Origin of the sequence: Cronbergia sp. UHCC 0137 (assembly GCF_034932285.1) — a bacterium.
Lineage (GTDB): Bacteria > Cyanobacteriota > Cyanobacteriia > Cyanobacteriales > Nostocaceae > Cronbergia.
This window is the reverse complement of record NZ_JAYGHC010000080.1, coordinates 1-19930: the sequence shown is the minus strand read 5'-3', so window position 1 is coordinate 19930 and position 19930 is coordinate 1. Positions and strand designations below refer to the sequence as shown.

Here is a 19930-nt window from a genome sequence, read left to right as displayed (position 1 = left end):
CTGCCCTTTCATCACCAGTTAACAACAAATTACCCTGAGAATCCCACCAACGCAACCAAGGTAATTCCATATTTCGATATTTGCCTAACTAAATACCTAATTCGACCCCCATTGGTGTAATTGGATCAAGTTAAATGTAATTAAATGTTTCAACACTCAGAAACCAATAGGTTAAGTTAGTAAATATCAATTTACACTACATATGTTTTTGTAATAGTTGTTCAACAAAATCACTTAATTTTTCAGGCACATAATAAGGAACAATGGCGCTAGTATCTAAATAAATCAATCTCTTTCGTTCTCTCTTTCTTCTAATATCGTGTTACTTATTGTACTCCCTTTTAAAACTATAGATTTTCTAAAAGAGTTTAAACTAGGAAATACTTTATTTGCCTGTTGAGGAGGAAGAATACGAGCTACTTCTTTGCCTTCTTTTATCAGCACAAATTGCTCACCTTTAGCCACTTGTTCTAGAAGTTTATATAAATTTTGAGTAGCTTCTTCAATTGTAATCTGAGTCATAAATTTCTCAATATTTTACAAATGTGTTTTAATTATATAACAAAAATAGCTGTTTTGTAAATAAATTTGGGAAAGATCATTTCTCCACCTGTTCAGACTGCAATTATGAAATTCCCTATACAAAAAGAGGTTATTGCACTGCAAAACAGCCTTAGATATTAAATCAGTATAATTCACTGCTTTTATAAAGGTTCAAATTTCAGCCCCATACTGTATAATTTAAAGTTGTTGATATTTAGCATGATGAGCAACCGACCAAAAGTTATTTTTTTAGATGCTGTAGGTACTCTTTTTGGTGTCAGAGGTAGTGTAGGCGAAATTTATAGTCAGATAGCCCAGGAGTTTGGGGTTGTAGTTTCTGCTGAAATTTTGAATCAACACTTTAACCTAAGCTTTAAAACCGCACCTCCGCCAATATTTACCGATGCGGAAATGAATGATATTCCTGAATGGGAATTTGATTGGTGGCGAACAATTGCTGTAAACACCTTTGAGGGTGCTGGTGTTCTCAAACAATTTTCTGACTTCTCTGCTTTTTTTAGTGAACTCTATATCCACTTTGGCACGGCTGAACCGTGGTTTGTTTATCCTGATGTTCCCCTAGCTTTAATCAACTGGCGACGGTTGGGTATTGAGTTGGGTGTAATATCTAATTTCGATTCTCGGCTGTACTCGGTGTTGGAAAGTTTGGGACTCAAGGAATATTTTAAAACTATTACTGTTTCTACCCAAGTACGTGCGGCTAAACCAGATCCGCAAATCTTTCAGATAGCTTTACAAAAACATCATATTTCAGCTAAGGAGGCATGGCACATTGGTGACAGTGTTAAAGATGACTACGAAGGTGCTAAATATGCTGGAATTAGGGGGATTTGGATTCATCGCAAGTAATTTATAAAATCCAGACACCAAAAGACTTTCGAGGCTGTTGTCTGTTTCCTGTTCCCTGTTACGTGCTATAACGATATATTTAAAAATCAATCCTGTTTACATCTGCTGTTTGTTGTTGAATCTATGAAGTCTTATTTAGCCGCCGCTATTCAAATGACCAGTGTACCTAATTTACAAAAAAATTTGGTACAAGCTGAGGAATTAATTGATCTGGCTGTGCGTCAAGGTGCAGAATTGGTGGGTTTACCAGAAAATTTTTCCTTTATGGGAGAAGAAAAAGATAAAGTTGCCCAAGGGGAAGCGATCGCTGTGGAAAGTGAAAAATTTATCAAACAAATGGCGCAACGCTTTCAAATTACTATTCTGGGTGGTAGCTTTCCCATTCCCGTGGATAATACAGGTAAAGTTTATAACACTAGCATCCTGGTAGACCCCAATGGTCAAGAACTTGCCCGTTACTATAAAGTACATCTATTTGATGTCAATGTTCCCGACGGTAATACCTATCAAGAATCTAGCACCGTCATGGCTGGTAAGCAATTTCCCCCTATCTATTTTTCCGAAAAACTAGGTAATATCGGGCTTTCTATTTGCTACGATGTGCGCTTCCCTGAACTGTATCGACATTTATCAGATAAAGGGGCAGATGTTACATTTATCCCCGCAGCTTTTACGGCTTTTACAGGTAAGGATCACTGGCAAGTATTATTACAAGCTAGAGCCATAGAAAATACTTACTATGTGATTGCTCCTGCTCAAACTGGTACTCATTATGCCCGTCGTCAAACCCACGGCCACGCCATGATCATCGACCCTTGGGGGGCAATTTTAGCCGATGCAGGGGAAAAACCGGGGATAGCGATCGCAGAAATCAAACCCACCAGACTCGAACAAGTCCGTCGTCAAATGCCCTCTTTACAACATCGAGTATTCATTTAAACTCAAACCAGGAGGAGTGAAAATAATCTCCTTCTGGATCACCTAAGTAGGGTTTGCGGAAAAAGTCCTTTCGTTAGGGCTAGGAGTCAGGAGTCAGGAGTCAGGAGGAGAGTTAAAAACATTTTTTCATCCCTGGCTATCCACAAAAGTGTAAGGTTTTTCAGACACAACAGCTTATAATCTTGCACCTACCGTCTTTTTTATGAGCTTCAAGCCTTTGATTTATCGTTCACAGAGTTTGATTTTATGATCCTAACCTACTTAATTTGAAATCTTTACATTTTCATAACCTACTAATAATACAGTATTAGCGTCAACTCTTTTTGATTGTATTTCCTGTGTCTTAACCCCCAAGTTTGAAAGATCATGATGACGCTCAACTTCCAACATCCCGCTGTGATTAGAATGTTTTGGCATCTTTACTCCAAGGGTATCCTTTCTGCCCTAATTTGGTTACTATCTTCCTGTTCAGGATTGGCTGCGGCAACTTCTCCTTCTATCAACCAAACCGAGTCTGCTTGCGTTGTGAATAGGGGAGTAAACGATCAAATTGCCAATTTTGCTAATATTTTACCATTGGTATCCACTTGGTTAACCCAACCAGATAAAAGCGTACAAACACTGATTGAAAGATTTGGTCCTTATCTGTTTGCTTTTATTACTCCTAGTCCTTGGCCAAATATTCATGAACAGGCAAAATTGGCTAAAGTTCCTATTATGATGTATCATGATATTTTGCCAGAAAAAGAAGTATTTTTTGATGTTACTCCCACAGAATTAGAAGAACATTTTAAACTGATTAAAGAGCAAGGTGTCACGCCAATTAGCCTTGATCAATTAATGATTCATTTACAAACTAAAATCCCTTTACCAGAAAAACCGATTTTACTGACATTTGATGATGGTTATGGGGGACATTATGAATATGTTTATCCACTACTCAAAAAATATGGTTATCCGGCTGTATTCTCAATTTATACGAAGGGAGTTGGTAACAATGTTGGTAGAAGTCATGTGAGTTGGGAACAATTAAAGGAAATGGCGGTTAATCCTTTAGTTACTATTGCTTCCCATAGTGTTACTCACCCAGATGATTTAACAAAATTACCAGAGGATGAACTAAAAGTAGAAATAATTGATTCTAAGCGTATTTTAGAAGAAAATCTGGGGATTCCCATTCGCTATTTTACTTACCCTGTAGGGAAATATAACGAGTTAGTAGCAGATTGGGTAAAAAAAGCCGGGTATGATATGGGATTGACAATGAGTGATGCAGATGAAAGATTTGCCGGGGAATCAGAGAGTTTATTAGCAGTTTCTCGCTTTGGTCAGTCTAGCTTAAAAGAAGCGATCGCTCAAGCTTGGGGAGGTACAAAATTACCAAGTTGGCAAACTGCTTTTGATTTTACCAGTCTAGTTAGAAAAGTGGAAACGACGATCAATAAAATGGATTTAATTTTGATTTCTGGTGGACAGCCAATCACCATTCATGCAGACAGTCGTTATCAGTTACCAGATATGTTAGCTAAAAGTGGTACGAGGGCGATCGCTGCTGTTGATGGTACATTCTTTTCCCTCAAATATCTAACTTCTAATGTTATAGTCGGTCCAGTATTAAGCCAAACCACCAAGCAATTTGTCCCTGGTGACAAAGGTGATAACAAAAAAATGGTGGGAAGACCTTTAGTATTAATCAATCCCTATACAGTCCGTTTTATTCCCTTTGACCCGGACAAACACAACACCTTAGAAGGTGTGCAAGCAGAAATGGCTGATGTCACCGATGCTTTTGTTGCTGGTGCATGGTTAGTTAGAGAAGGTCAACCCCAAGCAGCAGAAACCTTTAACGGTTTATTTGGCTTTGATGCTGCCCGTTATCGAGCTTTTTGGGGCATTAATCAGGATAAACAACCCACCATTGGCATTTCTCGTCGTTCTGTTGATTCTATTTCCCTGGGTATAGCATTAGCAAAAGCCGGTTTACAGGATGCAGTGATGCTTGATTCAGGTCAGAGTGCATCTTTAGCCTTTCAGGGAGAATCCTTAACAGATTATACACCCCGTCCAGTACCTCATGCGATCGCCCTCATACCCCCACCATCACAAAAAAGTAATACTTGCATTTTGGCAACAGAAGAAACTAAGAACTGATTTGTAAGACCAAAACTAGATTTGCTTATTAGTATTTTATTGGGAAAATTGATCTATCTTTTACCTTTGTAGAGGCGTTTAATAAAATGTCTCTACATCTTCTGATCATCTTTTCACGACATAACCAGCTTTAACAATTTAATTAAAGAGTCAAGTCGATATTTTCATAAAGGTCGGCTATTAGAATTTGCAATTTAAAAGTATTTAATGATAGGGTAATATTAGGATTATCGTATTCTGAAAAAGTCCATTGATTGACTCCAGTTTTCACATAATGTTCTGTTCAGTCGTGGAGCTTTATTTTATGTTATCATCTGTGTTATCAAAGTAAGTTTTAAGAATGTAAATAATTGCAGCACAAAAGGGTGTTAATTGTTCAGTGAAATCAAATTCTTGATAACCTTGAATTAGTAATTCAATTTCTTCCTGAGAACATCCATCAATTAGTGGTAGTAGCTTTTGAATTTCTTTACGTCTTGATATTTGTAATATAGGTTGATTAAGTCCCAACTTATTAATTGTTTCCTTTGCAGCATCTATCATTATAGAATTGTTACTGTGTAAAATTTCCCCAAAACCTGTATATCTAAAATATTCAGAACAGTTTTCTAATAAGGGAGAAACTGTTAAATCAGCATCGTACCAATTATCTTTCTTTGGTCCACAGTGTTTTTGTGCTGGAGGTATTTTTTGGGGATTTTTCCAGTCTGGTTCGTTACCTTCTCCCGGACAAGAAGCTAAAAAATTAGAGTATTCTAGTTTTAGATTTGGGTAGTATTGACGTGGTTGAAAATGTTCAATATGACTAACTTCTATTGTAATACGACCTCCACAGTAGCAACATATATAACCTTGTTCTTTTAGTAATTCCTTATGTACATCACTTTTTTCAGGTTTCTGAAAGTTTTCCCAAGTGGGTTTCCAATCATCATTTTCTTGAGCTTTCCATTCAGAAAAACTCGATGGCTCTAAATTCTTTCTAATATACTTCATCTACCCAAAATCTCCCTTCTTCTAATTAGAACATCTGCACTTGCAAAATCTGGATCATTATATCCAATATCTTGTTCAAGACTTTGTTTTAATTGGCGAGCTTCAGGAATATTACCATTATCAATTAATCTGAACAACTCTAGAAAACGATTTTTAATTTCTTGTTTACGTTCAGGAACATCCATTAAATCTTCTAATATTTGATTACTATCTCTACCATAGGAACTTTGAGGACGTTGGGCAATTATACCATTTTCTGTTTTCTCTAAAATATAAATTCCTTGAGGTTTAATTTCCCCAATTACTTGAGGAGAATGGGTAGTAACTATAAATTGACAATTTGGAAATGTTCTAGTTAAAGCTGGGATAATTTCTCTTTGCCATTTTGGATGTAAATGTAATTCAATTTCATCAATTAAAACCACTCCAGTACCATCAAGCGGATTTTCTAAACCTGGGTTAGCAATAGCTAATCTTCTCGCTAAATCTCCCACCATTGCTAATAAACATTTTTCACCATCAGATAATTGATTAACTATTAATTCTTCACCATCTTTTTGTAATGTCATTCTTAAAGGAGAACGACGTACACGCAATTTATTAAAATTGGGAATTAATGAAGATATAGCTTGTCTAACTGCTTCTAATTGTTTATCTCGATAATCAGGGTTATTTTCTAGACGTAATTCACTTTCTATATCTTCTCTATTTCTAAACCACTGAAATAAATGAGAAAAGCTAATTCTGCCACCTGCTAGAGCTTTATCATAAGAATCTATTTGTTTAAATTCAGACTTAATAGGAACTTCTAAATCAATATCAATCACTGCCCGATTAGTAGGATAATAAACTATTAGAGGTATATTATATTGTGGGTCATTATTCCAATGTCTCCGAATAGCATCACAAGCATTTTGTCTCTTTTCGTGTCCTGATATTTTGGTAACTCCATCGCGTCCTCGGAAAATTGTCCAACTATCTTCTCCACGAGATGATATTGTAATATCCAATTTTGTAACAATATTTTTATTAGCAATATCAAATTCATTAAATACTTTAACGTTCTCAGAATCAGCAATACCTCCTATCCAGTGCATAAAATAAGAAAGTAATAAACAAATAGCATCAAGAATACTTGATTTACCTACACCATTAATACCAATAAATACTGTTGGTTCTTTTTCATCAAAATCTATTGTTAAATCACCAATTCCGCGAAAAGATTGCATTTTTAGCCGATTAACTCTCATAATTTTATATTTTTAAATTTGAATTAGTGCAGTCTCACTCTATTTTATACTACAATTTCGATAAATTTTCTCTACCTAAAATTTCACCTTCGCATTTTCCAGCAGGTTTCTCAAAAAAATCAGCAGGATATCCTAATCTAAAGTGAGAGTTTTTAATATTGCTTGTACCATGTTGACTTATTTTTAGAATATTAAACCTATTCTACTCCTATCTAATATTATAGGTCAGACAAAAAGCCTGACCTACTACTTTAATTTCTAAGCACAAAGAGCTAAAATTTGCTCAACAGTTTCCGGGTTAACATCTTTATTTTCCCCCAAAGCTGTCATCCCATGCTTTTCTAAATTCTTGATTACTGCGGGAATAGTTTCTAATCCCACACCGTAATCAGATAAACGAGTGCGAACACCGACAGATTCAAAGAAATTGCGAGTTTTAGTAATTGCTTCTTTTACCCTTTCTTCTTCCGTCCCTTCAACAATTCCCCAAACTCTCTCGGCATATTGTAGGAGTTTTTGCCATTTACGATCGCGCTTCACAAATAATGTATTAGGTAACACAATCGCCAAAGTTTGAGCATGATCTAAACCATGTAAAGCTGTCAATTCATGGCCAATCATGTGGGTTGCCCAATCCTGGGGAACACCGACACCAATTAAACCATTAAGTGCCATTGTTGCAGCCCACATAAAATTAGCTCGCGCATCATAATCGGTGGGATTTGCTAAGGTTTTTGGACCCTCTTCAATCAAAGTTTGTAAAATTCCCTCAGCCATGCGATCTTGTAATGGGGCATTAACTGGATAAGTTAAATACTGTTCCATCACATGAGTGAAAGCATCGACAATACCATTACCAATTTGTCTGGGAGGTAAAGAAAAAGTTGTTTCTGGGTCGAGAACAGAAAACCGGGGTAAAACTAAAGGACTGCCAAAATAAAGTTTTTCTTGGGTTTCCCATTTAGTCACCACTGAATTAACGTTCATTTCTGAACCTGTGGCCGGGAGAGTTAAAACTACACCCAAAGGTACAGCTTTACTTACAGGTGCGCCTTTTGCCAAAATATCCCAAGGATCACCTTCAAAAGGCACAGCAGCAGCAATAAATTTAGTTCCATCAGCGACAGAACCACCTCCCACAGCCAAGAGAAAATCTACACCTTCTTGACGCACCAATTCCACGGCTTTCATTAGGGTTTCTAGATGGGGGTTGGGTTCAATACCGCCAAATTCCAATACATTTCGTCCAGCTAACGCAGATTTCACCTGATCATATACACCATTGGCTTTAATGCTGCCTCCTCCGTAGGTAATGAGAATTTTGGCATCGACGGGGATTTCCGCGCCAATATTGGCGATTTGACCTTTACCAAAGAGGATTTTAACTGGGTTGTAAAAAGAAAAGTTTTCCATGATTAGTAGATGATATCTCTTGATTATTCTAAGAAAATTCTTGAATAAAGGGTGCGATCGCTTTCACAAATGCAGCAGTTGACTCATAAGGTAAAACATTTCTACCTCTCACCTTCATTCCCCGACCTTGAGGTAAACAGGCCAGATAATCAGCCAGACGTTGATCTGGGGTTTCTTGCTTACCTTCTTTACTGATACTAGAAGCGGTTTCTCCGACTATCACCAAAGTGGGTTGCTTAATTGCAGCGATCGCTCTACTATAATCCCGTTGCCAAAATCTTGCTAAAAACGAAAACACCGCATAGCGTCCCCCCATATTTCGAGAATCAAGCATTAAAGTATTCAACCATTCATCATCAACCGCATCACTAGCAGCAAATAGTTTCTCCTCCGAGAAAGAACGTAAGAATTTTCTTGTCCGTGCATAACGAAAAAAAGCATTTCCCACAGGTGAATCAAATATCGACCAGAGCAAATTTTGCCGCCATTTCGCCACATTTTTAGTAGTCACACTCCAAGGAGTAGGCCCAGAAAAAATAATTCCCGCAATTAAATTTGATTCCTGTCCAACTAATTCAATCGCAACTGGTGATAAAGCACCTTGTACCACTAAAATTACAGGTTGCTTCACCACTGTTTGTAAAAAGTATTGTAATTGGTTTGCCCAATCTTGCGGTGTATAAGCCTTGCGGGGCATATCACTTTCACCACATCCCAATAAATCAGGATTATAAATCGGATTTTGATGATTATTTTCACCCCAAACCCGGCAAAATCTATGCCAAAATTGCCGTGATAGTCCCACCCCAATCGGATGAATTAATAGTAAGGGAATGCGAGGTGAATTAGCATTTATTGGTTGATAAAATTGGTAAGCACAGCGATAATTATCCCAGGTATAAAATTGGGTATTAGATGTTGTTTCCATAACTTTCACTTTGAATTTTCACTAAAAAATTATCTGGGGATGAATAAATTGATATCCTGCATCCTTGAGCTTTTGGTTAGACACCCACGTATTATATAAACGGTTACTCTTGTTTGCTACATCCCAATTAACATTAGGTAAATTATGTTTTATTAGCACAGTATCAATGATTTCTCGACTGGTAAGATGGGAATCATCCACCAAATTATAAATACCTTGTAAACGATGAAACCGAGCAAATTCTATAGCTCCTACTATATCATCCAAATGAACCCAATTCGTGATTTCATCGCCATTTCCTGGGCGATTTGTCCCAGCAACTCGACTAAAGATTTTCACCAATTCTCTACCAGTCCCATAAATCCCTCCTAACCGCAAAATACAAACGCGCAAATTTTCATTTTCTGCTGAAAGTAATATTTCCTCTGTCTTCTGGAGAATATGGGCATTGAGATTAGGTGGTGCTGGTGGTGTTTCTTCGTCAACCCACACACCATTTCTATCTCCATAAATTGAATAACTACCTGTATAGATCAAGTGACGAACATGAGGTGAATATCGTAAGATTGAAACTAAATTTTTGGCAGTTTCTAAATAAGTTTCTTGGTATGAATCAGCACTTTTAGCCCCAACCGTTAACAGCACCAGGTCTTGATTTTTTAATACCTCCTTTAATGTTTCTGGATCGTTTCCTTGAGTGAGGATAACTTTTTGAGTTACTGCTTGCAGTTGGGGGATACGTTCAGGAGTAGTTGTGGTTGTAGTGATGGTAAAATTTTTATTTTGTTGCCAATATTCAGCAACTGCATAACCTACATAACCACAGCCAATAATTGCAATGTTCATAATAATTTTTTAACAGAAATAAATTAAGCAATGCAAATGTTCAGGGAGTATTGCCGTAATTATTCAGCATTTTAAGCGTTACGCCAAAAGTCAATATTTGATCAATAGGTAGATTATCCAATTTTATAACTCCTGACTCCTGAATTTTTACATATTGCCAAGTGTCCCATATTGTAGGTTCTTTTGAGTCAGGAATGTATACTGCCGTCTGGCATAATCGCTCCAGCTAAGTTAGTACCAATCAGTTTTACTAGCAAACGTTCACCCGAACGAATCCTCGCTCCTGTCAAGTCAGCACCCCGCAAGTCAGCGCCACTCAAATCTGCACCGATTAAATTGGTTGAGCGCAAATTTGCCTCTCTCAAATCTGCTAAAAGTAGGTTAGCCCTAAATAAATTGGCTTCTGATAAATCCGCACCTCGAAGAATCACCTTGTGCATAAAAGTGTCACTCAAATCAGCACCCTTTAAATTGGCATAACTGAGATTTCTACCAGATAAGTCTTTATTACTCAAGTTGGCTCGACTAAAATCTTTACCACTTAGGTCTGGATTTGGCTTTGGAGGATCGTAGTAGCTGGCAGATGATGTTTTTTGTGGAGGTGGGGGAGCTTTCTGTGTAGAATTGTACTTATCTACTGAAGAACGCAATTTATCACGAGCTTCATTAAATGCTTTGAGTTTGTCTTGGGCTTTCTGTTGCAAACGAAGGTTGTCTTTAGGTATGCGGTCAGGATGCCAAACAAAAACTAAGTCTTTGTAGGCTTGGTTTATTTCCTCCAGTGTGGCCCCTTGCTCCAATTCTAAGACTTTGTAGTACCGCTCCAGTTCGCTCATAGGATTTATTCGTAGACAGTTAATAATTATTTTGAACAGAATCAGGAGTTAGGAGGGGAAAATAATTCTTTGCCCTATTCCCTATCCCCTCTTTAATCACCTTAATACTCTACGTCTCCATCTAGTTATAGCTCGCAAATAAGCAGCAATAGGGATTTGATAAACTTCCACAAAAATCCAAACTATAATCAATAAATGTAACAAAAATGTGAGTATTGTCCAAACTGATGGTATCCAGGTAAACAGATCATCGGCATTTGGGGGAAAAAAGTAAGCTACCATACCAATTAAACTGGTAGGAATAAGGACAAAGGCGATCGCTCCTAACGCATATCCCCAACCTAATTCTACACCTTCTAGTTGATTTTCTGTCCATTTAAAGCCATTCCAACGCCAAATTAGTGGAGGTTGTCTAGAAGGCATTTTAATTTGTTGTCGTTCCACGTTAATGGTAAAAATTTCGTGGCAAAAGTCACAAGACATGGTTTCCATTAAGGGCATAGGAGAAATTTTGCCAACTTTACAAGTTGGACAGGGGTAATTTCCCTGTAAATTTAAGGATGTGGCTAAAATTTTAGAGTTGAACATAAGCGAAAATTAGTGAATATTTGAAAAAATGAAACCCGGTTTATTTGAATTTAATAAACATCTCTGGAAAGGAATGTAGAGCTAATAATTTCTACAAGATTTCTCGGAAACACGCATTTAATTTTTACCAGATGTCTAACGATGATTTGAATGGCTTCTTAATTTAAACAAAGAGACTTTCAACTCTGTTACCTCTTGTATAAATTAAAGGTTTCATCTATTTTAAATCGGTGCTGCATTTACGTCGTACTGTATAGCAGTAGTTAGGACATCAATTGTTAGCGCAGCTTGACGTAAGCCATTGATGAAACTCGTTTCACAACAGGGCTTTACTCCTGAATCCTGACTCCTGACTCCTGACTCCTGACTCCTGCTCTACTATGTATGTTCTTCAAAGGATCGAAGTGTGAGTGTTTAGTTCACTATATAACTATTATAAAGACCAGACAAGTTGATTTAGTTACAGAACAATGAAAGCGAGTAAAATAATAAATTAATTTCAACATTCTCTCAAGGAGTGTTATTTTTTTGAAGAATGGGACAAATAATGTCTTGCTGCTGTTTTTCTGTCTCTTTCCAACCTGAAAGTAAAACAGAAATTTCTGAGCGTAAAGTTAATAACTGGTCGATTTGATGATCAATTTGTGTAACTTTTTCTTGTAATTTATCCTTAATTTCACCACAAGGGGGTTGTCCTTGGTCGTAAACATTAAGGATCTCTTGTATTTCTTCTAAACTCAACCCCAAATGTTGCGCTCGTTTAATGAAGGCTAAACGACTCAATACGTCTGTAGAAAATTGACGATAACCGCCTTCAGTCCGTCCTGATGCTTTGAGTAAACCTAAACTTTCATAATAGCGAATCGTCCTAATGGGGATTCCGCTTAAACTTTTAACCTGACCAATTAATAGTAGTTGATTATCTTGAATTGACACAACAGATTACCCCAAACTCTGTACTTATTATTACATATTTTTGGTAAATGGTAATTTTATCTTTCTGCCTTTTCCACATTTCCTTGATCTATTGTAATGTAAGTTGCTAGTTAGATCAAATAAGGTGCGTCAGAAACTTAAAATTACTGATTTTAGCCTAAATTATTCTGTCTGACGAACCCTACAAACTACAAAATATCCGAAAAATTAATAACTAGCAACTTGAGTTATCGTACTAAATATAACTGTTTTTATGAGCTTGACATGATAATTCTAGATTAACTGCTTCACTGCAAGTCAAACCTTAAAAATGAACGTCAATTCTGAGACTGAAAACCACCCCCGGAAACCGAAAATCTTCAATAACCCAGAGCGTTTTATAGAGGGTTGGTATTGGGTAATACCTTCTGAAAATTTGCAGGTTGGTGAAGTAAAACCTGTGAAAATTTTGGGTAGAAACTTAGTAATTTATCGTGGTCAAGACAAAAGAGCAGTTATCTTTGATGCTTACTGTCCACACATGGGCGCTCATCTGTGTGAAGGTACGGTAGAAGGAAATGAATTACGCTGTGTTTTCCATCATTGGAAATTTGATGCGGAAGGTATTTGTGTTGATATTCCTTATTTAGATCAACCGCTACATTTGAAAGCAAAAACCTGGCCTACCGCAGAACAATACGGAATGATTTGGGTTTGGACTGGAGAAGTACCACAACAACCTTTACCTTTTTTACCGGAGTGGGAAAATAGAGAATATGATTTTAGTTTGGGTAAATATTCAGTTATCAATTGTCACCCCAATGTGATGATGATTAATGCAATTGACACCCAACACTTTAATATAATTCATAAAGTGCGATCGCTATTTGAATTTGAAAAACAAGAACTAAATCATAATGCTATTTCTTTCAGCAAAACTACCAATTTAGGCGGCTCTTTTTGGTTGAGATTGCTGCATCGCTTGTACAAACATGGTATTACCTACAGTGTTTGTTATTGGTATGCTTCCACTGGGATCATGACCCTGGGGTTTAATAACCTACAAGTTCATATTATGGTCGCCATGCGTCTTGTTGAAGGGGAAAAAGCGGAGTCTCAGACCTTGATCATGGTTAAAAAACGACAGGGTATTTTTGGTAAGTTAAGTAATAAATTTATGCTGTGGCTGGCTAAAATTGTCAGTCAAGACTTAATTCAGACAGAAAACAAGGTTTTTCGGACAATTCACTTTGATTTAAGAACCCCCACCCAGGAGGATGATTCAATTTTGCAGTTTATCACCCATCTAGAAAAGCAAAAACCCCTGAAATTGGGGACTTGGAACTTAGTGCGATCGCAACCAGAAGGAGAAATCCGTGAAAAGCGCGAAAAATGGCGAGATGAGCTAATTAATGATTAATAAAAATGAAGTGGCTTGGCCACTTCATCAATTCCCAGGTAGAACCTTTAGATGAGTATAACGACTATCAAAATTTAAAATCGTATAAGTTGACACTAATTCACTGCAACTATGGACAAAACCGGAAGATTTTAGAAAAAACTTCGTACAAGTGTCTTTTAATTCGCACGTTCCCACGCACGTTGAATTTCGGTGATTGTTTGAGAATTAGGGGGTTGTAGGGTTTGAATACTGGGTGTAACTTCCGCACCGGGGATATTTTGTTTCCAGGGACTACCAGGAACGGTTTTTAAATCGACTGTTTTATTTACCGGACGAAAACCATACTGAACTAATATGGCTTGTTGTTCTGGTTGAGTCACAAATTCCAGAAACTTTTTAGCTGCATTTGCTGTTCCCCCATCGACATCTCGACGCACAATCGCAGCAGTAGCTGTTGATTCAATAGAGGGATTTAAATAATAAATTTGGTAAGGTTTACCTTGAGTAGCGGCTGATTGTTGCCAACGATAAAGGGCTATACTTTCATAAACTGTGGCTACATCTGCATCATTAGGACCTCTAGCAATAAATTCTTGTAATAAAATATCTGTAGAACGAGGTGGTTGATAGACGGATTTTTTAATTAAACTAAATAGGGTTTGTACAGTTGGATCATTAAAACTATTACTGTTAATATTTCCCCCTAATTTTGTTGCTGACCACAAATTTAATGTCACTTGACCGCTATTAGAACGGGTGGGGTCTGTGGTGACAAAATCAAAACTTCCCCAATTACTAGAACCACCAATTTTTCCCCAACTATTTGCTTGCATTGCTTGTTCAATTCTATTCCATTGAAAGCGTCCATTGGGAAATAAAACTTTTCCTCGTTCTGGCCAAGCAATAGCCACTAATAGAGTTTTAGCGATGGGTTGAGGAGTATCATAAAATGGGTCGTTGTTGTTGGTAGCACGGAGTCGTTCGCTTAACTCTGTTAAAAGTTCTCCATTTGCAGGAATTAATACTGTTGCTTTAAAATCATTTTTCTGATCAAGAAAATTATTAATTACATCTTGCGAACCTTGAAATTTTAGTTCTAACTTAATATTTGGATTTGCTTGTTCAAATTTCCTTTCTAGTTGTTGTAAAGGTTCTTGTAATTCTGTTCCACTCACAACTATTACAGTTTGCTGTAAACCAGGAATAGGAACATAAGTTAAAACTAATGAACCTAAAATAATTGCTATGGAAGTTTTTTGTGGGGATTTAAACTTTTTCATGTTCAGATACTCCTTAAATAAATTGAATTTCTACTAAACACGGCTTAATCATTTGATTCTGTAGGTAAGGGTAAACCGCAATGCTAAACCCCTACAAATCTGGGTTTTTCGTCATTTTGTAAAAGTCCATTTCCCAACCGTTTTTAGTATCTCCCAACTCCTGCTGTAATTCCCCACGCGGTTTAATCAATTGGTATTTTCTTAACGAGAAGGGAGTAAATCTAAAAAATCACCAATATTCTCAGCCATTTCTTCAACTTTATTCAGGGAAAATGCAGAATAAATAGTTAATTTATCTGTACTTTCAAGAATTAAATCCAGATTGTATATTGTTGTGTCACTACTTTTTTCTGAATCAATTTTTAAGTTGAGTTTACCCAAAAGTGAATACTCATTTTTTTTATCCCAAAACAGAAATTTTTTCATTACTACCAATTTATATGACTTACGATCAAAATCCCATTTTTCTTTCAAAGGGAATTTAAGAATTATACTGATAACCACTAAAAATAAACTACCATACCAGATCAAGTAAAATAACGATAAAAATATTAAAGTAGATAATATATCTATTGATGATTTATCTACTTGTGTTAATTTAAAGTTAGTTTCGATAGGATTTTTAAGGAATGAATTAATTTTGCTAACTATTTCTTTAATTTCATTTTGAGAGTTTTTAGGATATCCAAATCTTTGGATTCCACTACTTGAATACAGTTCAACTTGATATTCATGAAATTCAAGATTTTCTCTAATTTTTTCTATCTGAATCACTTCTGCTGCGTTTATTTGTATTGGTGCAGTTTCACTGATAGGAATAATTATTTTCTCCTGGATTCGACAATTTACTTGCTTAGGCTCGATTCTCTGACAGTTGATTGTACGATATCTAGGAATAAATTCACCTAAACCAAATAATAGGGGTAAAATAAAAAATGTTGTAATAGGCAGTGAGCTAGTAAAATACTGAGCAAAACGATTGTAATCAACTACCAACTTATCATCATTTTGTTTAACTTCCATGATTACTTACTCACTAAAATGTAGACACTTTCTTGTACAGAAACCATGTCATTAGCAAGGGATTGTAAATCATAAATTACTTGAGAATCTGTTAAATCAGAGTTGTGTAATTTAGTTTGTAATTGTTGCAAAATTCCTGTGAAATCTTGAATTTGGGTAGAAAGATTAACCACTTGGGCTAAACGAATATCTTCCCCTTCTTGGGCTAATTTGATATTGCGTTGAAGACTCTCTGCAAGTTGATTAAAATGTTGTTTTGCTACTCCTCCACTGGCTTTTAGTTTCTGCTGAACTTCTTTTAGTTGTTGTCGTAATTCATTTATAGAAAGTAGGGAATTACTGCTTTGTAAACGTAAGGCTAAACTGTCGATTTTAGTAGGAACTTCACTAGCGCGATCGCAACTCATTTGAACTGCGGCTAAAAGATCCATTTGGAAGGAATCAACTAATAGGTTTCTCGCTACTAAACGTAAATCATTTGATTTATTAGCTAAAGCCAAAGCCGAAGTTTTAACTGCTATAATTTCTCGTTCTAATTCAGGATTATCTAATTCCCAAGATTCAGGTTCACGGGATTTCAAAAAACCAGCCCCAGCTACAGTAATCCCTGCTGCTACAGGTAACATAACTATATTTGGCATTTGTAGCAACCGCACACCTAAAACGAGACTAATTCCCCCAACCAATACCGCTATCGGATAATCAAGTGGATTTGCTAATTTCATTTTTTTCATCCATTAATAACTAAAATTCAACTTGTAAATCTGCCATTAACCGAGAAATTGTTTCAGGATCTCCCTTAGCGTAGTAACCACCGTTTAATTCAGCAATTTGTTTTAATACATCAGGATTAAATTCACCTTCTTTTCCGTAACCAACAGTGAAAAAGGCTATACGTTGATCAGAAGCAAATCCACTTTTTTGTAGTTCTTGAGTCAGTTGTTCTAAATTAATTGCAGAACCTGAATCTTCTCCATCTGTTAAGATTAAAACAGCGTTAATTGCATCTTTGCGAAGATTTTTCTGCAACCAGTTACGCGCAAATAAAGCAGCATCATATAAACTTGTACCACCATTAGCATCAAGTCCACTGATAAATTGTAAACCGCGATCGCGCCCTTGGGGAGTCCCATCAGCCAACACCGGGGGACGAATTTCTGAATCAAAATCAATTAAGGCGATTTGCTCTTTTGTCCCTAAATTGTTAATATAGTTCTGCAAGGTACTCTGAACCGCCGGCAACTTATTACCCTCCATCGAACCGGAAGAATCTACCACTACAGCCACCAATGAAGGCTTTTTGGCGAATTGTTGCCAAGATTTCAACATTGCTTCTACAACTTGTGGACTTGGCGGACGTAATGAATCATACTTGGGTTGAGGATTTACACCAAATTCAGGAGTAAACTTTGCCCCCAGACTTACCCCTGGTGTACCGGGGCGTAAACCTAAATCAGTAGCGATTTTTTGAACTTCAGGCGATCGCACATACTCAATAAATTTTTCTGCACCTGCTTTTTCATCACCACTTACCCAAGGCGCATTCGGCAAAATTGCCCGCATATTAGAAGTAAATGTTACCTGGGGATAAACTGCTTGATAACGCTGTTGTCCTGGTTGTAATCCAGTATTGGCAGCAATTACACTAGATTCGTACACTGACCCCACGGAAGCCCAGAATTGTCCGTTTTTGACCATTGATTGAGCGAGAGAATTAGTAGAAATACCATAACGGGTAATCTTACTTTGAATTTGCTGAATCTGGGGTTGAAACTGTTGGACATCGGCCACCGTCAACTGTTCAGGACGTTTACCTGATACACTAGCAAACTGCGCTACCAGAGTTTGTAAACCCGAATTAGAACGAGTCGGTGCTGTGTGGACGTAGTTAACTGTTAATGGTGGTGATGTGGGGTCAATATCACGGTGAGTTTTAGCTGTCACCAAGGCTTTATAAGGGTTTGCAGTCTTTTTCAGCCCTTCTGCAACATCAGCCCCCGCCATAAATACCATTGGTGAATTAGCGACAAGGGGAGAATCACTAATTTCTGGAATATAATTTTTACCGGGAAATAATTGATTTACTTGATAAATTAGCTGATTTTGATAAATTTCCCCATCCACGGAGACAATAGTGGGAAATTCTGCCGCATCAGCCTGTAATGTGCCGTTTTTTAGCTGTGTTGCCAAGGAAACCACCTTGCTAACAACATCACCACTGCCTTCTGCTTCACAAACTACTTGAAAAGCCGTACCATTTTCTAACTTAGGTTGGGTAGCATTAAAGTTAGTTGCGGCTTGATTACAAAAATCGCCCAAGGCGCTTCCAACCAGAGATTTGACTTTTAACCCCGTAAAATTAGTTTCTGGGGTCGTATTGGTGCTACAAGCCGTTAATAAGACTACACTCAAGGCTGCGGTTAAATGTGTGAATTGAGAAAATTTAATCAACATTGATTTTATCAAAATGGTACTTATATACAAGCTAGTGTTAACCGTAACCAGACTATCCAAACATCAATCACAACTACAAACTATTGTTCCCAGGTTTCGGAATTTTTACTAGACGAGTTATTGGAAAATTAGGGAAATCCAATAATTTAAAATTTTGTTGCAAACTGCTAAAATCCGATGGGATAATCGGTCTTTTGTGTGATCATCATAGGTTACAATACATAGGTCTTTAATTAACTACAGGGAATCTCAATAATGACTCTCCGTCTTGGTGACATAGTACCCAATTTTACACAAGCCTCTACACACGGCGATATAGATTTTTACGCATGGGCTGGGGATAGCTGGGTAGTGCTATTTTCTCACCCTGCTGATTTTACACCAGTTTGCACCACAGAATTAGGCACAGTTGCGAAACTGAAACCAGAATTTGACAAACGCAACGTGAAAGCGATCGCTCTGAGCGTCGATGATGTAGAATCTCATAAAGGTTGGGTAGGCGACATCGAAGAAACCCAAAGCACCACCCTCAATTACCCAATTTTGGCAGATGCAGATAAAAAGGTTTCTGACCTTTATGATATGATTCACCCTAACGCTGCTGCTAACATTACAGTACGTTCTGTTTTTGTCATTGACCCCGATAAAAAACTGCGTCTTTCCTTCACCTATCCCCCCAGTACCGGACGCAACTTTGATGAATTATTACGAGTAATTGACTCTTTGCAACTAACAGATAACTACAGCGTAGCCACACCAGCAGACTGGAAAGATGGAGAAGATTGTGTAATTGTTCCATCTTTGAAAGATCCCGAAGTTCTCAAAGAGAAATTCCCCAAAGGTTATCAAGAAATTAAACCTTATTTACGCATGACTCCCCAACCTAACAAGTAAATTTGTATGTGTTGTTGAATGAAAATGTAGAGATGTTCCCCGGAACGTCTCTATTTTTTTTTAATAACCCAATTTCCTGTAGGGTGCGTCAGATAGAATAATTTAAGCTAAAATCATTAATTTTCAGATTCTGACGCACCTTAGTTAATTTTAGGACTTACGCAAGATTAACATATTTTTGTGATTGCGAGGTTTGCATAAGAATCTCAAATCCTGATGTTTCGTATCTTGCGCCTAACTCCTGTTATAAAAAAATGAGATAATAAAAGCAACTGTCTATGCAAATATGGAGTAAAATACCATGCTTTCATCTCCTTTAATGATACAAATGCCATCTTCAATGACAGATGATCAATTCTTTGAATTTTGTCAAATCAACCGGGATTTACGCATTGAAAGAAATAGATTTGGAGAAATATCAATCATGTCCCCCGCAGGTTCAGAAACAGGAAATCGTAATTTTAATATTGTTGTACAACTAGGAATCTGGACAGAAAAAGATACTACAGGAATTGGTTTTGATTCCAGCACAGGCTTCAAACTATCAACAGGTGCAGAACGTTCTCCTGATGCTTCCTGGATAAAATTAGAAAGATGGAATACAC

General features: G+C 37.0%; 19 protein-coding genes and 1 pseudogene. 6 read left to right on the top strand and 14 right to left on the bottom strand.

What is annotated here, in order from left to right; all coding sequences use genetic code 11:
- Both VB711_RS24920 and VB711_RS24915 read right to left on the bottom strand, forming a co-directional pair.
- Positions 1-124 (bottom strand): annotated as a pseudogene (locus VB711_RS24920) (Uma2 family endonuclease); the annotation flags it as partial.
- A gap of 161 nt (positions 125-285) precedes the next feature.
- Positions 286-522, bottom strand: a complete 237-nt coding sequence (locus VB711_RS24915; protein ID WP_323289125.1) for a type II toxin-antitoxin system Phd/YefM family antitoxin — start codon at positions 520-522, stop codon at positions 286-288.
- Positions 523-762: 240 nt separating this feature from the next.
- On the opposite strand from VB711_RS24915, the gene VB711_RS24910 reads away from it, so the two are divergent.
- From VB711_RS24910 to VB711_RS24900, 3 genes are all read left to right on the top strand, one after another.
- Positions 763-1413, top strand: a complete 651-nt coding sequence (locus tag VB711_RS24910; RefSeq protein ID WP_323289124.1) for an HAD family hydrolase — start codon at positions 763-765, stop codon at positions 1411-1413.
- A gap of 123 nt (positions 1414-1536) precedes the next feature.
- A complete protein-coding gene (locus tag VB711_RS24905; RefSeq protein ID WP_323289123.1) occupies positions 1537-2352 on the top strand; it encodes a carbon-nitrogen hydrolase family protein in 816 nt (271 codons plus the stop codon).
- A 366-nt stretch (positions 2353-2718) separates the two neighbouring features.
- Positions 2719-4503 (top strand): polysaccharide deacetylase family protein, encoded by a 1785-nt coding sequence (locus VB711_RS24900; protein ID WP_323289122.1) that lies wholly within the window; start codon positions 2719-2721, stop codon positions 4501-4503.
- Positions 4504-4800: 297 nt separating this feature from the next.
- Here VB711_RS24900 and VB711_RS24895 read toward each other — a convergent pair whose 3' ends face one another.
- The 8 genes from VB711_RS24895 to VB711_RS24860 all read right to left on the bottom strand — a co-directional run bounded on the left by VB711_RS24895 (position 4801) and on the right by VB711_RS24860 (position 12293).
- Complete coding sequence (locus tag VB711_RS24895; protein WP_323289121.1) at positions 4801-5496, bottom strand: retron system putative HNH endonuclease; 696 nt, start codon at positions 5494-5496, stop codon at positions 4801-4803.
- The gene (locus VB711_RS24890) at positions 5493-6746 is read right to left on the bottom strand and encodes an AAA family ATPase (protein ID WP_323289120.1); all 1254 of its coding nucleotides are present in this window, start codon (positions 6744-6746) and stop codon (positions 5493-5495) included. The genes VB711_RS24895 and VB711_RS24890 overlap by 4 nt, the downstream gene beginning before the upstream one ends.
- 258 nt (positions 6747-7004) lie before the next feature.
- Entirely contained in the window at positions 7005-8159 is a 1155-nt protein-coding gene (locus VB711_RS24885) for an iron-containing alcohol dehydrogenase (RefSeq protein ID WP_323289119.1), read from the bottom strand.
- Between the two features lie 28 nt (positions 8160-8187).
- Positions 8188-9087, bottom strand: coding sequence for an alpha/beta hydrolase (locus tag VB711_RS24880; RefSeq protein ID WP_323289118.1), 900 nt, complete (start codon positions 9085-9087; stop codon positions 8188-8190).
- A gap of 21 nt (positions 9088-9108) precedes the next feature.
- Positions 9109-9933 carry an NAD-dependent epimerase/dehydratase family protein gene (locus VB711_RS24875; RefSeq protein ID WP_323289117.1) on the bottom strand — a complete coding sequence of 275 codons (825 nt, stop codon included), beginning with the start codon at positions 9931-9933 and terminating at the stop codon, positions 9109-9111.
- A 188-nt stretch (positions 9934-10121) separates the two neighbouring features.
- On the bottom strand, positions 10122-10769 hold the full coding sequence (locus VB711_RS24870; protein WP_323289116.1) for a pentapeptide repeat-containing protein: 648 nt from the start codon (positions 10767-10769) through the stop codon (positions 10122-10124).
- Between the two features lie 96 nt (positions 10770-10865).
- The gene (locus VB711_RS24865; protein ID WP_323289115.1) at positions 10866-11357 is read right to left on the bottom strand and encodes a hypothetical protein; all 492 of its coding nucleotides are present in this window, start codon (positions 11355-11357) and stop codon (positions 10866-10868) included.
- Between the two features lie 510 nt (positions 11358-11867).
- Positions 11868-12293, bottom strand: a complete 426-nt coding sequence (locus VB711_RS24860) for a heavy metal-responsive transcriptional regulator (RefSeq protein ID WP_323289114.1) — start codon at positions 12291-12293, stop codon at positions 11868-11870.
- 310 nt (positions 12294-12603) lie between these two features.
- Between VB711_RS24860 and VB711_RS24855 the strand changes: the two genes are divergently transcribed.
- Positions 12604-13692 carry an aromatic ring-hydroxylating dioxygenase subunit alpha gene (locus tag VB711_RS24855; RefSeq protein ID WP_323289113.1) on the top strand — a complete coding sequence of 363 codons (1089 nt, stop codon included), beginning with the start codon at positions 12604-12606 and terminating at the stop codon, positions 13690-13692.
- A 158-nt stretch (positions 13693-13850) separates the two neighbouring features.
- On the opposite strand, the gene VB711_RS24850 is transcribed toward VB711_RS24855, so the two are convergent.
- The 4 genes from VB711_RS24850 to VB711_RS24835 all read right to left on the bottom strand — a co-directional run bounded on the left by VB711_RS24850 (position 13851) and on the right by VB711_RS24835 (position 18431).
- On the bottom strand, positions 13851-14954 hold the full coding sequence (locus VB711_RS24850) for a substrate-binding domain-containing protein (protein WP_323289112.1): 1104 nt from the start codon (positions 14952-14954) through the stop codon (positions 13851-13853).
- Positions 14955-15155: 201 nt separating this feature from the next.
- On the bottom strand, positions 15156-15977 hold the full coding sequence (locus VB711_RS24845; protein ID WP_323289111.1) for a hypothetical protein: 822 nt from the start codon (positions 15975-15977) through the stop codon (positions 15156-15158).
- 2 nt (positions 15978-15979) lie between these two features.
- On the bottom strand, positions 15980-16702 hold the full coding sequence (locus VB711_RS24840) for a hypothetical protein (protein WP_323289110.1): 723 nt from the start codon (positions 16700-16702) through the stop codon (positions 15980-15982).
- 19 nt (positions 16703-16721) lie between these two features.
- Positions 16722-18431: a VWA domain-containing protein gene (locus VB711_RS24835; RefSeq protein WP_323289109.1), complete on the bottom strand. Its 1710-nt coding sequence runs from the start codon at positions 18429-18431 to the stop codon at positions 16722-16724.
- A 255-nt stretch (positions 18432-18686) separates the two neighbouring features.
- Between VB711_RS24835 and VB711_RS24830 the strand changes: the two genes are divergently transcribed.
- Positions 18687-19325: a peroxiredoxin gene (locus VB711_RS24830; protein WP_323289108.1), complete on the top strand. Its 639-nt coding sequence runs from the start codon at positions 18687-18689 to the stop codon at positions 19323-19325.
- Positions 19326-19626: 301 nt separating this feature from the next.
- Positions 19627-19930 (top strand): Uma2 family endonuclease (locus VB711_RS24825; RefSeq protein WP_323289107.1); only part of this gene is annotated, 304 nt, incomplete at its 3' end.

Coding starts and splice junctions, on each gene's coding strand:
- VB711_RS24915 (WP_323289125.1), bottom strand. CDS start 522: ATGACTCAGATTACAATTGAAGAAGCTACTCAAAATTTATATAAACTT.
- VB711_RS24910 (WP_323289124.1), top strand. CDS start 763: ATGATGAGCAACCGACCAAAAGTTATTTTTTTAGATGCTGTAGGTACT.
- VB711_RS24905 (WP_323289123.1), top strand. CDS start 1,537: ATGAAGTCTTATTTAGCCGCCGCTATTCAAATGACCAGTGTACCTAAT.
- VB711_RS24900 (WP_323289122.1), top strand. CDS start 2,719: ATGATGACGCTCAACTTCCAACATCCCGCTGTGATTAGAATGTTTTGG.
- VB711_RS24895 (WP_323289121.1), bottom strand. CDS start 5,496: ATGAAGTATATTAGAAAGAATTTAGAGCCATCGAGTTTTTCTGAATGG.
- VB711_RS24890 (WP_323289120.1), bottom strand. CDS start 6,746: ATGAGAGTTAATCGGCTAAAAATGCAATCTTTTCGCGGAATTGGTGAT.
- VB711_RS24885 (WP_323289119.1), bottom strand. CDS start 8,159: ATGGAAAACTTTTCTTTTTACAACCCAGTTAAAATCCTCTTTGGTAAA.
- VB711_RS24880 (WP_323289118.1), bottom strand. CDS start 9,087: ATGGAAACAACATCTAATACCCAATTTTATACCTGGGATAATTATCGC.
- VB711_RS24875 (WP_323289117.1), bottom strand. CDS start 9,933: ATGAACATTGCAATTATTGGCTGTGGTTATGTAGGTTATGCAGTTGCT.
- VB711_RS24870 (WP_323289116.1), bottom strand. CDS start 10,769: ATGAGCGAACTGGAGCGGTACTACAAAGTCTTAGAATTGGAGCAAGGG.
- VB711_RS24865 (WP_323289115.1), bottom strand. CDS start 11,357: ATGTTCAACTCTAAAATTTTAGCCACATCCTTAAATTTACAGGGAAAT.
- VB711_RS24855 (WP_323289113.1), top strand. CDS start 12,604: ATGAACGTCAATTCTGAGACTGAAAACCACCCCCGGAAACCGAAAATC.
- VB711_RS24850 (WP_323289112.1), bottom strand. CDS start 14,954: ATGAAAAAGTTTAAATCCCCACAAAAAACTTCCATAGCAATTATTTTA.
- VB711_RS24845 (WP_323289111.1), bottom strand. CDS start 15,977: ATGGAAGTTAAACAAAATGATGATAAGTTGGTAGTTGATTACAATCGT.
- VB711_RS24840 (WP_323289110.1), bottom strand. CDS start 16,702: ATGAAATTAGCAAATCCACTTGATTATCCGATAGCGGTATTGGTTGGG.
- VB711_RS24835 (WP_323289109.1), bottom strand. CDS start 18,431: ATGTTGATTAAATTTTCTCAATTCACACATTTAACCGCAGCCTTGAGT.
- VB711_RS24830 (WP_323289108.1), top strand. CDS start 18,687: ATGACTCTCCGTCTTGGTGACATAGTACCCAATTTTACACAAGCCTCT.